We start from the raw sequence: 15,099 nt of genomic DNA on the forward strand, positions 1-15,099 counted from the left end.
TGTGATCGTCAATGGAGACATTGGCTCGCTTGCCGATGCCAAAACTGCGCTCGCCGAGTCTGGCGCCCATGGCGTCATGATTGGCCGAGCCGCCATGGGCCAGCCCTGGCTCGCAGGCGCGATTGCCGCCGGGCTGGCAGGAACGCCTTTCGTCGCGCCAGATCTCGCTGCACAATTCGAAAGCCTCTCTGAGCAGATCCGGGACTCGGTCGTCCTGTATGGCGCGCCCTTGGGCACGCGGATGGTTCGCAAGCATGTTTCCGCCGCCATTGATGCATTGGACATTCCGGTGGCGCCGGCCCGACGCCGGTCACTGCGCGCCGAAATGTGCCAGATCGCCGATCCGCACCGGCTCATCGACTCCCTCGAGACGGTCTACCTGAAACCCCAATTGCTAGAGGCGGCATAGACATGGCACCCGTGGCAGCCCTGAAACCGCCCATGCTAGGTGAACTCTCTCCCGTTGCACTTGTCCTGATAGATGCGCGCCGCCGTATTCTGGAGGCCAATCCTGCGGCAGAGTCTCTTCTGAAAATGTCCCGTCGGGCGCTCGCTGGTCGTCCGCTGAGCGAAGTTATCTATCACGACTCACCGCTGTTCGAACTTGTTGATCGTGCGCAGCGACAGGCCGGCGACATCACGGCACCAGGTACGCCAGTGTCTGGCCCCGGCATGCATACGCGTGCGATTTGTGACGTCCGGGTCCGAAGCGCTGACGGAGGGGCGTTCGTCATTGCGCTGTCCGAAACACCGTCCAGGGAAAGCAATGACTCCGTAGCAGGCGCGGCCGGGTTCGGCCGAATACTGGGCCATGAAGTCAAGAACCCACTGGCGGGCATAATCGGCGCCGCGCAATTGCTCGATCGCCAGGGGCAACCGGATCAGAGCGAACTACTCGACATCATCAAGGACGAAGCGCGGCGGATCGAGCGATTGGTGAACCGGTTATCGGCGTTCGAGTTGTTTTCGGCCCCGCGAATGCAACCGCTCAATATTCACGCTCTGATCGACAAAATCATCGCTGCCGAGACCGCCGCAATTGGTTCGAATGTCTCGTTCCGCCGCGAGTTCGACCCGTCCCTGCCGGATATCGTTGGCGATGCCGATCACTTGCAGCAGGCGTTTCACAATATCATTCGGAATGCAGCGGAAGCGGCGATCGACGGTGGCGCGCGGGGCCAGGTGACAATCCGGACGGCCTATGCCGCCGGACTTGCGATGAAACAGGCCCGTCTTGGCGCTGGTTTGCGCCGGGCCATGCTGGTCTCGATCGAAGACGATGGCCTCGGCATTCCCCGTGAGCGCCAGGCAACAATATTTGACGTTTTTCAAAGCTCGAAGTCGGGCGCACGGGGGTTGGGGCTCTCGATTGTCAGTGAAGTCGTCACAGCACATGGCGGACAAATCAGGGTAGACAGCGAGCCGGGCAAGACCCGGTTCACCGTGCTGCTACCTCTTGGAGATGGAGCAGACCATGGCTGAAAAGACAGTCCTTCTAGCCGAAGATGATGCGAGCATCCGGCTGATCGTCAACCAGACCCTCGTTGCAGCAGGTTACGACGTGCGAGCAACCAGTTCGACCGACGCTCTGGAAAGGTGGGTGCGAAACGGTGAGGGCGACGTCGTCGTGACCGACGTGTACCTCGGAGAGACGTCGATCTTCGATCTCCTGCCATCGTTGAAACTGGCGCGGCCAGAGCTCCCCTTCATCGTCATGAGTGGGCAGAACACGATCCTGACAGCGGCATCTGCCGCCGAGCATGGCGCGTTTGACTATTTGCCCAAGCCGTTTGACATCGACGTGCTGTCCAGCCTGGTTCAGCGCGCACTCAAATCTGCACCAAAATCGTCGAGCCGCTCGATGAATCCGGAAGCGCAGAAGGCGATCAGCGACGCCGGTTTGCCGCTGATTGGTCGCTCTGATGCGATGCAGGAAGTCTACCGGATCATCGCGAAAGTGATGAACACTGAACTCACTGTCCTGATCGAAGGCGAGAGTGGGACCGGCAAAGAACTCGCAGCGCGGGCGATCCATCAGTTGGGCGCCGCCAAGGCGGGCAAGTTTGTTGCCCTCGACTTGGCGGCTTTGCCGGCAAGCGAGATCAACAAGGAACTTTTCGGCAATAGCGACGAAGGTGGCGCCGTTCATCTCAAGGGCGGAACACTCTACCTGGACGAAATCGGAGACCTGCCCGCTGAAGCACAGACACAACTCGTGAAACTGCTGAGGGACTCGGCGGGCGCGCGGTTGATCGCGTCGACCCGGCGCAACCTTGGTCGGCTCGTGGAAGAAGGGCGCTTTCGCGAAGACCTTTATTACCGTCTGAATGTGGTCCGGTTGACCATGCCGCCGCTCAGATTGCGCAAGGAAGACATTCCGGAACTCGCCCGCGCATTTTTGATCCGCGCTCAGCGGCAGGGATTGTCGGCCAAAACGCTGGACAAATCGGCGCTCGACTTGCTGACGGCCTATGACTGGCCGGGCAATGTCAGGGAACTTGAGAACTTGATTCTACGTCTGGCGGTCTTGAGTCCCGACGAAGCGATCACGCTGCGTGATGTTGAGCGGGAGCTCAGGGCAGGGGCTACCGAGCAAAAAGGTGTCAGCGCCGGTCTTGAAAAAGACGTCGAGACATTGTTGCACCGATACGTGATGGGCGACCTGATCGCCGGCGGAGATGCCGATGAATCTTCAGTATATTCTCGTGTCATAGACCAGGTTGAACGACCGCTGATCAAGCTCGCCCTGTCCGTGACTGCGGGCAATAAGGTTAAGGCGGCACAGTTGCTCGGCATGAACCGGAACACGCTCAGGGCGAAGATCAATGCCCTTGGAATTGCAGAAGACTGATTGACGGCACGCGAAACTGTGCTTTTAGTGCACCACTGTTGCTGAACCGACACGAATGTGTGGCGAGAAAGCAACGGGGCCGGGGTGGCCACTGTAGAGCAACGTCGAGTGTCGAACACATTGAGCCAGCAGGCAACGAAGGCAAGCTGGGCCCTTTTCGAGGGGCTCTTTATCATTGCTGCGCTCGTCGCCGTGTTTGCCACATTCATCGCGATTTCAGGCGTCGATCCGGATAATCCGACCGCAGGCGCGACGCCTTGGCTACTGGGATTGAATTTTGTCGTGATCATCGTGCTCGCGATGATCGTGGTCCGAGAATATCTCGCCATCCAGGTCAGCGGTCGCGGCGAAGGCAAGGGGCGCCTGGCAAAGCGCTTTGTCCTCTTGTTCGGGTTCTCGGCGCTCATACCAGCCATGATCGTGGCCTTGTTCATTGGCGCGTTCATTTCCCGCGGCCTCGACAACTGGCTCGGTGAGCGAGTTGACACGATCATGGAAAAGAACGCCCAGATTTTCCAGGATTATGTCGATAATTACGAAAGCACCCTGGACGTTGATCTCCGTCTCGCCGCGCTCGACATCGAAAACTTCGCGCGCGATGTCAAAGCATCGCTGGCGGCAAGCGGCGAGAACGATGAAATCAATGCAGACAGCCTGACCAAGGATGCCTCGAAGGCTTTCACGGATGGTTTGCGGTCGGAACTCGGGTTTCGTGAATTCCTTACGATCGCCGTGCTGGGCCGGGACGGTGTCGAACTCATTGCTGAGCAAAGCGTCCAGCAGCCCATCCTGGTCCCGCCGCCGCAGTCCGCGTTCGAGGAAGCCAACACAGGCAATATCGCCACCACGCTGTATGAGAACCGAGGTATCGCGACGGCATTGATCCGCATCGAAGAGCCCCTCGACGGATACATTTACGCGGTCAAGAACTTCGACAAGAATGCCGCCGTTCAGCTGCGCGAAGCCGAAGCGGCGCTCGCACAATACAACAATGCAAAGCGGCGCAGCGGACGCCTGCAATATATATTCGCAATTGGCTATTCCCAGATCGCCGCGCTCATTCTTCTGCTGGCCGGTCGCCTTGGCCTGGAAGCTGCCGGGAGAATTACCGGACCGATCGGACGCCTTGCGGTTGCCGCGCACACGGTTCGTGATGGGGATCTTACCGTGCGCGTGCCGGTGTCCGGTCCGCGAGACGAGGTCTACGCGCTCACCAATTCCTTCAACGCGATGACGGAGCAACTTGCCGAGCAGCGCAATGCCCTCATCCAGGCGAGGGAAGACGAAGAGGATCGGCGGAAGTTTGTCGAGACATTGCTGGCTGAGGTCAGCGCAGGCGTTATCCGAATGGATGGCGAGATGATCGTGACCCTGGCCAACCGGTCTGCGGCTGATGTGTTGGGTGTCGATGAGATTCTGCCGGGCCAGAGCTTGGATGCAATCGCACCATTGTTCGAACGATACGCGCGCGACACGCTTGAACGCATCGCGCCGGTCGATGCGTCGATTGATCTGAACATCAATGGCGAAGTCCGTCATATTCGCTTGAAAACAGCGCCGGACCCAGCCGGTGGTTGCGTCCTCACTTTTGATGATACGACGGGACTGGTGAACGCACAGCGGCAACTCGCATGGCGCGACGTTGCGCGACGGATCGCTCACGAAATTCGCAACCCCTTGACTCCCATTATGTTGTCGACCGAGCGAATTCGTCGCCGTTATGCCAGTGTAATTGACGATTCAGATGGGGTGTTTGACCGCTGTATCGAGACTATCCTTCGCCAGGTCGGGGATATCGGCCGGATGGTCGAGGAGTTCTCCTCGTTTGCCCGAATGCCGAAGCCCAACGTCGCGCCCTTCAACATGCGGACGCTTCTTCAAGGCGCAGGATTTTCGCAAAGCATGGTATCCCCGGATGTCGAGATCGACTTCGAAACAAATTCCGAAGACGCCATGTATCGAGGCGATGAGCGCCTTCTCGGGCAAGCCTTCGGCAATCTCCTGAAGAATGCTGCAGAGGCCATTGAGGGGCTTCCGGAAGACTCCGATATCGATGGAAACATTCGTGTCGTGTTATCGGAAGATGCAAAGGGTGTCGAAGTCACGATTGAGGACAACGGCCCGGGCTTTCCGGAAGCCGTACGAGACCGTCTGCTGGAGCCCTACGTTACGACCCGCGAGAAGGGCACAGGCCTTGGCCTGGCAATCGTCCACCGCATCATCGCTGACCATGGCGGATCTATTTCACTCCAGAACCGTCTGGATGGCCTGAACGGCGCGCGTGTGCGCGTGTGGCTGCCCGCAAGGGGTGCCGATATGGACGGCGAAGATACCCCATCAGAAAACACTCATTCCCAAAATTCTCCCTTAAATGATCGTGTAGAGGAGCCGGCACCATGGCGTTAGATATTCTGGTTGTTGATGACGAACCCGATATTCGCGAACTCGTCTCTGGCGTGCTGAGCGACGAGGGCTATTCCGTTCGAACGGCCGACACGGCAGAGCATGCAATCGAAGAAGTGCGCATACGTACGCCGCGTCTCGTTGTGCTGGATGTCTGGCTCCAGGGAAGCCAGATGGATGGCCTGTCGCTGCTCAAGTATTTGAAATCGATTGATCCCTTCCTCCCGGTCATCGTGATCAGTGGCCACGGCAACATCGAGACGGCCGTCGCGGCGATCCGGCGCGGCGCCTATGACTTCATCGAAAAGCCGTTCAAGACAGACAGGCTCCTGCACCTCATTGAGCGTGCGATTGAGTCCGCCGCGCTGAAGTATGAAAACGCGGCTTTGAGAAATCGGGCAGGCGAAGACGAACACTGGATCGGTAACAGCCAGGCGGCTGCCAATCTGCGAGCGTCAATCGACAAGGTCGCGCCCACCAATTCGCGCGTCATGATCAATGGGCCTGCCGGCGTCGGCAAAGAGCTCGCCGCCCGCCTCATTCATCGCAATTCGCTTCGCGAGGCCGGGCCTTTTGTGGTCGTGAACGCGGCGAGCATTGCGCCTGACCAAATGGAAAGCGCGCTTTTTGGAGAAGAAGACGACCAGGGTCGCACGGTGCGGGTCGGATTGTTCGAAAAGGCGCACAATGGCACGCTGCTTCTCGATGAAGTGGCGGACATGCCCCTGGGCACACAGAACAAGATTTTGCGTGTACTGACCGAACAGCGTTTCCAACGCGTCGGCGGGCGTTCAGATGTCAGCGTAGACGTGCGCGTGATGTCGGCGACGACCAAAGATCTGAAAATTGAAATCGAGGAAGGAAACTTCCGGGAAGACCTGTTCTACCGCCTGAGCGTCGTCCCGCTGAGGGTTCCGTCACTGGCGGAGCGCCGTGACGATATCGCTGATCTCGTGAGCTATTTCACGGACCGGATTTCGGACTCTTCGGGTCTGACCCCGCGTGCATTCTCTGCCGAAGCCATGGCGGTCCTGCAATCCATGGATTGGCCGGGCAACATTCGGCAACTTCGCAATGTCGTGGAACGTATTCTCATACTCTCTCCGTCGGATGCCAGTCGACCTGTGAGTGTTGACGAATTACCACGCGATACAGCCGTGGGTGCCATGCAAAATGCCAAAGGAGGTTCGGCCGAACTTGTCGGACTGTCCCTGCGTGACGCCCGCGAGCAATTCGAACGGGAATATCTTGCGCTCCAGATTACGCGGTTTAACGGAAATATCTCCAGAACTGCCGAGTTCATTGGAATGGAACGCTCTGCTTTGCACAGAAAATTAAAGGCTTTGGGCGTAGCCTCCGGTCTTTCTCGACAGGACGGCTGAATGACCGTCGAAAGGCATTAAGAGATGCGCGTTCTTATTTGCGGTGCAGGCCGCGTAGGGCACGGGATTGCCCGTCGGCTGGCGCGGGAAAAGCACGATATCACCATCATTGATGAGAACGCCGACCTTGTGGATCAGGTGTCTACGGATCTTGATGTCCGGGGTGTGACCGGCCATGCGGCGCACCCCGACGTTCTCAAGCGATCAGGCGCGGCTGACTGCGAGATGATCATCGCCGTCACGCATTTCGATGAAATCAACATGGTGATCTGCCAGATTGCCCACACGCTGTTTTCGGTTCCCTACAAAATCGCCAGGGTTCGGGATCAATCCTATATCGACCCGGCCTGGAAGAACATTTTTTCCCGCGAGGGCCTGCCGATCGACATGGTGATCTCACCCGAGGTCGAAGTGGGCGAGGCCATCCTGCAGCGCTTCCGCACGCCGGGAGCCGTGATGAGCGCGACCTTCGGCAAGGGCAAGATCAAACTTCTTGGCCTGGAAATTGATGCCAAGAGTCCGCTACTGGACACGCCAGTCGACCAGATTCGGGGACTGTTTCCGGACCTCTCCGCCCGTATCGTCGGAATCGGTCGCAACGATGCTGTCCGCGCACCCAGGGCGACCGATGTTCTCAAGCCCGAAGATCGCGCCTATATTGCCGTCCTCGACAGTCACGCAGACCGACTGACGTCGATATTCAATCGTGACAATGAGCGCCTCGACCATGTCGTCATCGTGGGCGGCGGAAACGTCGGCCTCTACGTGGCCAAGGCACTTGAGCGCGAAAGTAATATTCGTATCCGTTTGGTGGAATCCAGCGTCAAGCGTGCCGACGCGGCCGTCGCCGAACTCAAACGGACAATCGTGATCCAGGGTGACGGACTAAGTCCGGAAATTCTCGCGGAAGCCGGTGCCCCCAAAGCCGACTTCGTCATAGCGATCACCAATGACGACAAAGCGAACCTGCTAATCTGCAATCTGGCCAAGAGGGCCGGGGCCAAGCGCGCACTTGCGCTGGTCAACGCATCAGAACTGGCCGGCCTCGCTCGCGACATGCGCGTGGATGCCGTGCTTGATCCGCGCGCACTTACCGTTTCTCAAATCCTGCTCCGCATGCGCAGGGGCCGCATTCTGGGCCTGCAGTCTATCGAAGATGGATTGGCAGAAGTGGCCGAGGGGATCACACTCGAATCGTCCTCGCTCATTGGCAAGACACTTGGCTATGACGATCTTCCTGATGGTGTCACCGCCGCAGCGGTGATCCGGGACGGAAACGTCATTATTGCCGGGCCTGACGTTACCGTTCAGGCTGAAGACCATCTGATAATCTTCTATGAGGAAAGCATGGTCCGAAAAGTCGAGAAATACTTCCGGGTCAGTCCGGACTTCTTCTGACCTCATGAATTATGCGTCTATCGTTCGGGTTTTGGCGTTGACCATGCTTATTCTGGCAGGAAGCGCGCTGCTGCCGACGCTCGTTGGCGCCATCACGGGGGAGACCGATCAGGTTATCGCCTTTCTTGTCATGGCGATCGGTATCGCCGTCCTGGCCAGCAGCGTGTTGCTACTGACCCCCAAACCGGAACGAAAAGCGCGCCCGTCAGACGCCTTGGCGGTGGTGATCATCTGGTGGTTCGTGGCACCGTTCGCTGCAGCCCTGCCATTTGTGTTCGGAGTTGCCGACCGCTCGGTGCTGCATGCGATTCATGAGGCGGCATCCTGTCTTACAACAACGGGCCACACCGTCGTCTTGACGGACGGAAGTTCATGGCCTGCGAGCCTTGTTGTCTGGCGCGGCGTCTTGCACATTCTTGGCGGGCTCGCGTCGATAACCACCGCGGCGACTGTACTGGCGGCCATCAACCTCGGCGGTCCCGGGATTCACCGGACGGTTTTGTTCACCGTACCTGAAACCAGTTTTTTTGACGCGGTGCCTCGCGTCGCGCGCGCGGTATTCGCGATGATGGTCGTGTGCATGATCGTATTGCTCGGGCTTCTCATCATGACGGGCGTTTCGTTTCCCCGGGCGCTTGGAGATTCGGTGAGCGCCATAACGACAGGCTTGGTCGACCCCTACGCGTTGGGTCGACGCGCGCTTCCGCCGTTTCCCAATCTGATTCTCGGCGCTGGATTGATCATCGGAGCTCTAGGTTTAGCCGTCTGGCTGCCCCTGAAGGACCGAAAGCCTCGTACGGCGCTCATGGATCCCGAGACGCTGACGTTTTTGTTCCTGATCGCCATGTTCGCGGCACTGGTGATTCCCATCGGCGTGTCGCTCGGCGACGGAGTCGCCTGGGCCTTGTCCGACCTCTCCACCTCGGGGCTGACATTCACCAATTCACCTGTCCGGGATACAATTCCGCTTCCCATCCTTGTGCTTCCATCCCTGATCGGGGGATCGGCGCTGTCCGCAGCGGGCGGAGTGAAAATCGCGCGCCTGATTGTATTGGGGCGACGCGCCGGTCAGGAATTCCGCCAGCTTGGCTACCGGCGCTCGGTGCTGGGATTCCGCTTCAGAGACCGGGATCTTGACGAGCGCAGCGTCATTGGTGTGTGGGTCTACCTGATTGCATATATCGTTGCTGTTTTCGCCGTATTGATCGGTTTCAGCTTCCTGAACCTGCCTTTCGAAGACACGATCCGGCTCTCAATTGGAGGGCTCACCAATTCCGGGGCGCTCCTGCTCGGCCATACTGATCACTTGGACGGGGGAGCGACTAGTCTGCTTATTCTGTCGATGTTGCTCGGCAGATTGGAGATTTTGGCAGTAATTCCGGCCCTTTCACCCAGTTTTTGGCGCGGATAAGCAGTGTTCGCACTTGCACAATTGCGCCAATCCATTTAGCTCGCGACACATAACAAGAACAATAGCAGGAATGGCCATCTCCCATGTCTTCCGAGAAAAAACAAAACTTGCAGGATACGTTCCTGAACGCTGTCAGAAAATCACGTACGCCGCTGACGGTATTTTTGGTGAACGGTGTAAAACTGCAAGGCGTGGTCACTTGGTTTGACAACTTCTGTGTCCTGCTGCGCGGTGACGGCCGGCCACCTCAGCTTGTCTACAAACATGCGATTTCAACGATTGCGCCAAGCGCGCCCGTCCAATTGTTTGATGAAGAGTTGGAGGGACAATAGGTCCCCTTGAACGACAAGCTCATTGATCGTTTGCCAGAGCCAGTGATTGCCGGCGCGGTCATTCCTTGGTTTTCACCTGTAAATCGTCCGACGGAAGAGCGGATGCAAGAGACTGCCGGTCTGGTCGAAGCACTGGGCTGTGAGCTTGCATTTCTCCACGCAGATCACGTTCGAAAGGTGAACTCGTCTGTTCTCTTCTCCGGCGGTCTGCTGGACCGATTTGCCGAGGACCTTGAAGCACACAATTGCACCGTCGCAGTCGTCGATGGCGCGCTTACGCCAGTTCAGCAGCGAAATCTGGAAACACGTCTGGGAGTCAAGGTCATTGACCGGACGGGCTTGATCCTGGAAATTTTCGGGCTGCGGGCGCGGACAAAAGAGGGCAGGCTACAGGTTGAGCTTGCGAGACTTCTGTATGAGCGCTCCCGCCTGGTTCGCACATGGACTCACCTTGAGAGACAGCGCGGAGGTGGCGGGTTCCTATCGGGTCCGGGCGAAAGCCAACTCGAATCTGACCGCCGGATGCTGGACGACAAGATCGTCCGCCTGCGCCGTGACCTCGAAGACGTCCGACGCACGCGTGCCGTCCAGCGCGCCGGCAGGAAGCGGGGCGGCAAGCCAGTCATTGCGCTCGTCGGATATACGAACTCTGGCAAGTCGACGCTGTTTAACCGGCTCTCGGGCGCCAGGGTCTTCGCCAAGGACATGCCGTTCGCAACGCTCGATCCAACGATCCGCCGCATCGACCTGCCCACCCTGGGAGAGGCAGCGCTAATTGATACGGTCGGGTTTATAACGGACTTGCCAACCCACCTCATCGACAGCTTCAAGGCGACTCTCGAAGAGGCGATGCAAGCAGACCTGCTGGTTCATGTCAGGGATCGGTCCAGCGCCGCAGATGTCGAGCAGGCGAAGGACGTGGAAATCGTGCTTGCGCGGCTCGAGAAGGAGACCGGTCTTCCGCTCCCGCCCATGATTGAAGCCTGGAACAAGTCTGATGTCCTGCCGCCTGAGCGTTTCGAGGCACTCGAAATTGCGGCAAGGGGCGATACTGGTACACCAGCAGTGCTGGTGTCAGCGCTGCGCGGGCAGGGAATGGATTCCTTGCTCCATGAGATCGAACACGCCTTGCTTCGCGGGGGGCGAGACGTGGCTGTGACGTTGAGCCCTCAAGATGGGCGCGCCCGCGCTTGGCTACACAGTCATGGCGACGTCAACGCGGAAACCAACCTCAAAGATGGACGTGTCGCCCTGAGCGTTCGGCTACCGATAGAACGTGTCGGCCAGTTCCAGGCGGAGTTCCCGGATATCGGCATTGATGATTAGTCTGCCGACTTCTCGCCGCGTTTGACACGCTGCCAGTAGGCCTCCTGTTCTTCCAACCCCAGATCGGCAAAGTTCACGCCGTCTGCCGTGGCTTCTGATTCCATGGCCCGGAACCGCCTTTCGAATTTTGCATTGGCCCGGCGTAGCGCCTGTTCCGGATCAATATCCAGACGGCGGCTGAGATTGGCTGCGACAAACAGCAGGTCACCGACTTCGTCTTCGATATCGTCCCTGATTCCGGATTGAATGGCCTCGCGGACTTCCAGCGTTTCCTCGGTCAGCTTGTCGAAAATAGGCTCTGCCTCCGACCAGTCAAATCCAACACGCGCTGCACGGTTCTGCAGCTTTTCGGCCCGCATCAGGGCGGGAAGCGACATCGCAACACCATCAAGCGCGCTTGGACTTGCATGGCTTGCCTTGCGCGCGCGTTCGTCGGCCTTGATGCGCTCCCAGGCACGGGTTTGTTCAGCGGCTGAACGCTCGTCCGGCGACTCAAAAACGTGCGGGTGTCGCCGGACCATTTTGTCGGCAATTCCGTTCGTGACATCGGCGATATCGAAAGCCCCGTCTTCGGCAGCCATCTGACTGTGGAAGACGACCTGGAAAAGCAGGTCGCCAAGCTCTTCCTTCAGATCGGTCATGTCGCGACGCTCAATTGCATCAGCCACTTCATAGGCCTCTTCGATCGTATAGGGGGCTATCGTCGAGAAAGTCTGTTCGAGATCCCATGGACACCCGGATTCGGGGGTGCGCAGCCTGGTCATGACGTCGATCAATTTGAGAAAGGCGCAGGCAGAAGAGGCGGTGTCGAGGGGGGCTGTCATTGTCATCTCCTAGCGCAGCTGGTCGAAGCCAAAAAGGCGCGAGCGGACCGGCCTTGATAAACGTCGATACAATTGTGGTTTGGCGCGCCGCGCAATCACGTCATGTCTCGCTGGTTCGTTAGCGCGCAACGTATGGCCCTTGATGCTTTTGCCGTCAGCGTGGAAGAGTGTGCTGTGGATCACGCGATTCCAGGCGTATTGTCTGGATTCGCGAACCAAGTAGGATTTCTGAGCCGATGCCTTACCCTAGACGTCTGAACGAGCATCGGCAGGTGGCAGCATGTTGATCACACCTGAATGTGTTGCGCCGACTGGATGTGCTTTGGGGGAGGGGCCGGTTTGGAGCCCTTCCGAAGGCTTCCTGTGGTGGGTCGATATCAAGCGGGCAAAGCTGCACCGTTACAATCCCAAGACGGGGAATACACGGCGCTACGACCTGCCGATCCGCGCAAGCGCCATCGCGCTGCACGATGGCTGTCTTTTGATGGCAGGTGATCAGGAAATCGGTCTTTATGACCCCGCCACCGAGGCCTACGAGCGCTGGTGTAAACTTGACGCAGAGCCTGAAACGAATCGTACGAATGACGGAGGCGTGGCGCCGGACGGTTCATTCTGGTTCGGCACCATGGATGACCGCGAAAAAGATGCGCAAGGAGGCTATTTCCGCCTATCGGGAGATCGCCAGATCAGTCAGCTGCGTCTGCCGTCGGTCATGATCACCAACACGATGCAATTCTCACCGGACGGTCGGACATTCTACACGTGCGACAGTGCGGAACAGGAAATCCTGGCCTTCGACTATGACTCCGTCACCGGGGGCCTGACGGGCCGCCGTGTGTTCGCCTCGACATATGAGTTCGGCGGTTACCCGGATGGCTCGGCCATTGATTCCGAAGGCTGTCTCTGGACGTGCCTCTGGGATGCGTCCCGGGTCGTAAGATACCGTCCTGATGGCAGTGTGGACCAGGTTATTACGCTGGCTGCGCCACGACCGACGTCCTGCGCCTTTGGCGGAGACGACCTGAAAACCCTGTTCATCACGACTGCGCGTGTGGGGATGAGCTTCCCCGCACTCGATTCCCGTCCACTCTCGGGCAGCCTGTTCGCGATTTCCGTGGATGTTCCAGGATTGCCAGCCCGGCAATTTGGCGTGGCCAGCTAGGTTCCGCGCATCATGCGCATGGGATGAAGTATCGGCTCGGGGCGGAATCACCCTTGCGCGCGCCGATTTTCGGCCTCACATGCCTTCACAAATGAGCGTATGCACTTTAACCGTGGACGAGGCGGATCAAAACCGCTAACCCCCCGCCTTTCAAGAAAGTGTCGAAATGGCCGACAAGGACAAGAAAAAACGCGTTGGACCCATGACCTTTGTGCGCCAGGTGCGCGCAGAGGGGAACAAGGTAACCTGGACGACTCGCCCGGAAACGATTCAGGCGTCGATATTCGTGGTGATCATGTCCGTGCTCATCGCCTTGTTTCTGTTTGCCGCCGACACTGTCATCAGCTTGGCCGTCAAGGCGATCACTGGCCTGTAATACAGGCCGAACAACACGTATTTAAGGAGCGCGCAGGCCCTATGGCTGAAGCCAAATGGTATATCGTCCACGCTTATTCGAACTTCGAAAAGAAGGTCGCCGCCTCGATTCTCGAGCAAGCGGAGCGTAAGGGGCTATCCGACCTCATCGAAGACATTCAGGTGCCGACTGAGGAAGTGGTCGAGGTCGCACGCGGTAAGAAAAAGACCGTCGAGCGCCGCTTTTTCCCGGGCTATGTGCTTATGAAAGCGCAAATGAGTGATGACGTGTACCACTTGGTCAAGGACACGCCGAAAGTGTCCGGCTTTCTGGGTTCGGACGGGGGCAAGAAGCCGCTCCCTGTTCGCCAGCGTGAAGTTGACCGTATTCTGGGCTCGTCGACCGATTCAGCAGAAGAACGTCCACGGCCCAAGATATCGTTCGAGATTGGTGAGCAGGTCCAGGTCAATGACGGACCGTTCCAGGGCTTCGAGGGGGCTGTCGAAGAAATCGACGAAGCCAATGGACGCCTGAAGGTCACTGTATCGATCTTTGGTCGCGGAACGCCGGTCGATCTGGAGTTCGACCAGGTTGTGAAGCTCTGATTCGCGGGGATAGCAGTTTCCAGCGTCCTGATGCTTGAATCGTCGGGAATTGGGCTGTATCTCCCAACAATAGGCCGCCTTAGCTCAGTTGGTTAGAGCGCTGGTTTGTGGAACCAGAGGTCCTCCGTTCAAACCGGAGAGGCGGTACCATTCCCTACTTTCTGTCAGGTCAGCGCGACATTTCCGGCCGGATTTCACGAAATGGGAACAATCTGTTGCAATTGGGTCGCGTTGATTGAAAAACACCATGATGTTAGGTGTTCGAGTGTGTAAAATGGCTCGCAGTGCCAAATAAAAAAGTTTAACAGGAACCATGCGCAACGATGCGCGTATGAACCTGCGGTCGAGGACAATCCCGTCATTCGGCACAAGAAGGGGATCGAGTATGAAAAAAGCTCTTATGTGCGCGACAGCCGCGGCCGCGTTTGCGTCTGCTGGTATGGTCGCTCAAGCTGAGGAAGGTTGGTACGGCCGCGCCGATGCAACTTACGCGTTTGATGGTCGTCTGGACCATGATCCGGTAACTCAGGACGTCGTCGGCTCGATGGGCGGCAGCTCGGACTTGGAAGAGTCCTGGGGCGGCGATATCGGCCTTGGTTATGGCTTCGACAACGGATTTCGTATCGAAGGTGTTCTCGGATACAGCGCTGGCGACCTGAGCGTTCCAGCGAACGTCAACGGCGTCGTGCCGGGTGCCGTCTCGAACGCAGACGGTTATCTTCAGTCGACCGACCTGATGCTGAACGGCATCTATGATTTCAACCGCGCAGGCGCTTTCCAGCCCTATGTCGGTCTCGGCATCGGCGCGATTCGCGCCAAGGCCAAGGGAAGCAATCTTGCACTCGCAACAGGAACGGACCTGACTGCGATCAACGGTTTTTCCGGAACGGATACCAGCCTAGCTTATCAGGGCTTGCTCGGCTTCGGCTACAAGCTCAGCGAAAAGCTCACCATGGATGTCGGCTACAAGTATTTTGTGGCTGAGGACATGGATCTGGACGGCGTCCACGGCTACACGAACTATGAAGGCGATCTGACCAAGCATTCGGC

General features: G+C 58.1%; 14 protein-coding genes and 1 tRNA gene. 14 read left to right on the forward strand and 1 reads right to left on the reverse strand.

Translation table 11 applies throughout. The annotated features are described in order from the left end of the window. The 9 genes from AADA04_RS14050 to hflX all read left to right on the forward strand — a co-directional run. Window positions 1–409: tRNA-dihydrouridine synthase (locus AADA04_RS14050; protein ID WP_340693905.1), on the forward strand; the 409-nt coding region annotated here is incomplete at its 5' end. Window positions 410–411: 2 nt separating this feature from the next. Next, entirely contained in the window at window positions 412–1,482 is a 1,071-nt protein-coding gene (locus AADA04_RS14055; protein WP_340693906.1) for an ATP-binding protein, read from the forward strand. Further along, complete coding sequence (locus AADA04_RS14060; protein ID WP_340693907.1) at window positions 1,475–2,851, forward strand: sigma 54-interacting transcriptional regulator; 1,377 nt, start codon at window positions 1,475–1,477, stop codon at window positions 2,849–2,851. The genes AADA04_RS14055 and AADA04_RS14060 overlap by 8 nt, the downstream gene beginning before the upstream one ends. 108 nt (window positions 2,852–2,959) lie before the next feature. Further along, on the forward strand, window positions 2,960–5,257 hold the full coding sequence (locus tag AADA04_RS14065) for an ATP-binding protein (protein WP_340693908.1): 2,298 nt from the start codon (window positions 2,960–2,962) through the stop codon (window positions 5,255–5,257). Then, window positions 5,248–6,636 (forward strand): sigma-54 dependent transcriptional regulator, encoded by a 1,389-nt coding sequence (locus AADA04_RS14070; protein WP_340693909.1) that lies wholly within the window; start codon window positions 5,248–5,250, stop codon window positions 6,634–6,636. The genes AADA04_RS14065 and AADA04_RS14070 overlap by 10 nt, the downstream gene beginning before the upstream one ends. A 24-nt stretch (window positions 6,637–6,660) precedes the next feature. After that, window positions 6,661–8,034 (forward strand): Trk system potassium transporter TrkA, encoded by a 1,374-nt coding sequence (gene trkA / locus AADA04_RS14075; RefSeq protein WP_340693910.1) that lies wholly within the window; start codon window positions 6,661–6,663, stop codon window positions 8,032–8,034. Between the two features lie 43 nt (window positions 8,035–8,077). Then, window positions 8,078–9,445 (forward strand): hypothetical protein, encoded by a 1,368-nt coding sequence (locus AADA04_RS14080; RefSeq protein ID WP_340693911.1) that lies wholly within the window; start codon window positions 8,078–8,080, stop codon window positions 9,443–9,445. Window positions 9,446–9,528: 83 nt separating this feature from the next. Next, the gene (hfq, locus tag AADA04_RS14085) at window positions 9,529–9,777 is read left to right on the forward strand and encodes an RNA chaperone Hfq (protein WP_034743071.1); all 249 of its coding nucleotides are present in this window, start codon (window positions 9,529–9,531) and stop codon (window positions 9,775–9,777) included. Window positions 9,778–9,819: 42 nt separating this feature from the next. Beyond that, on the forward strand, window positions 9,820–11,103 hold the full coding sequence (gene hflX, locus AADA04_RS14090; protein WP_340693917.1) for a GTPase HflX: 1,284 nt from the start codon (window positions 9,820–9,822) through the stop codon (window positions 11,101–11,103). On the opposite strand, the gene mazG is transcribed toward hflX, so the two are convergent. Next, window positions 11,100–11,927, reverse strand: coding sequence for a nucleoside triphosphate pyrophosphohydrolase (mazG, locus tag AADA04_RS14095; protein WP_340693912.1), 828 nt, complete (start codon window positions 11,925–11,927; stop codon window positions 11,100–11,102). The two genes, hflX and mazG, sit on opposite strands and share 4 nt — an antisense overlap. Before the next feature lie 280 nt (window positions 11,928–12,207). On the opposite strand from mazG, the gene AADA04_RS14100 reads away from it, so the two are divergent. The 5 genes from AADA04_RS14100 to AADA04_RS14120 all read left to right on the forward strand — a co-directional run. After that, a complete protein-coding gene (locus AADA04_RS14100; protein WP_340693913.1) occupies window positions 12,208–13,089 on the forward strand; it encodes an SMP-30/gluconolactonase/LRE family protein in 882 nt (293 codons plus the stop codon). A gap of 166 nt (window positions 13,090–13,255) precedes the next feature. After that, window positions 13,256–13,465, forward strand: coding sequence for a preprotein translocase subunit SecE (gene secE, locus AADA04_RS14105; RefSeq protein ID WP_340693914.1), 210 nt, complete (start codon window positions 13,256–13,258; stop codon window positions 13,463–13,465). A gap of 41 nt (window positions 13,466–13,506) precedes the next feature. Next, on the forward strand, window positions 13,507–14,049 hold the full coding sequence (gene nusG, locus AADA04_RS14110; RefSeq protein ID WP_340693915.1) for a transcription termination/antitermination protein NusG: 543 nt from the start codon (window positions 13,507–13,509) through the stop codon (window positions 14,047–14,049). A 73-nt stretch (window positions 14,050–14,122) separates the two neighbouring features. After that, window positions 14,123–14,199 (forward strand) — tRNA-His (locus tag AADA04_RS14115). A 235-nt stretch (window positions 14,200–14,434) separates the two neighbouring features. Continuing rightward, a partial coding sequence (locus AADA04_RS14120) for an outer membrane beta-barrel protein (RefSeq protein WP_340693916.1) occupies window positions 14,435–15,099 on the forward strand: 665 nt, incomplete at its 3' end.

Source organism: Hyphomonas sp. (genome assembly GCF_037969335.1).
Classification (GTDB): domain Bacteria; phylum Pseudomonadota; class Alphaproteobacteria; order Caulobacterales; family Hyphomonadaceae; genus Hyphomonas.

Coding starts and splice junctions, on each gene's coding strand:
- AADA04_RS14080 (WP_340693911.1), top strand. CDS start 8,078: ATGCTTATTCTGGCAGGAAGCGCGCTGCTGCCGACGCTCGTTGGCGCC.
- hfq (WP_034743071.1), top strand. CDS start 9,529: ATGTCTTCCGAGAAAAAACAAAACTTGCAGGATACGTTCCTGAACGCT.
- trkA (WP_340693910.1), top strand. CDS start 6,661: ATGCGCGTTCTTATTTGCGGTGCAGGCCGCGTAGGGCACGGGATTGCC.
- AADA04_RS14070 (WP_340693909.1), top strand. CDS start 5,248: ATGGCGTTAGATATTCTGGTTGTTGATGACGAACCCGATATTCGCGAA.
- mazG (WP_340693912.1), bottom strand. CDS start 11,927: ATGACAGCCCCCCTCGACACCGCCTCTTCTGCCTGCGCCTTTCTCAAA.
- AADA04_RS14055 (WP_340693906.1), top strand. CDS start 412: ATGGCACCCGTGGCAGCCCTGAAACCGCCCATGCTAGGTGAACTCTCT.
- nusG (WP_340693915.1), top strand. CDS start 13,507: ATGGCTGAAGCCAAATGGTATATCGTCCACGCTTATTCGAACTTCGAA.
- AADA04_RS14100 (WP_340693913.1), top strand. CDS start 12,208: ATGTTGATCACACCTGAATGTGTTGCGCCGACTGGATGTGCTTTGGGG.
- secE (WP_340693914.1), top strand. CDS start 13,256: ATGGCCGACAAGGACAAGAAAAAACGCGTTGGACCCATGACCTTTGTG.
- AADA04_RS14060 (WP_340693907.1), top strand. CDS start 1,475: ATGGCTGAAAAGACAGTCCTTCTAGCCGAAGATGATGCGAGCATCCGG.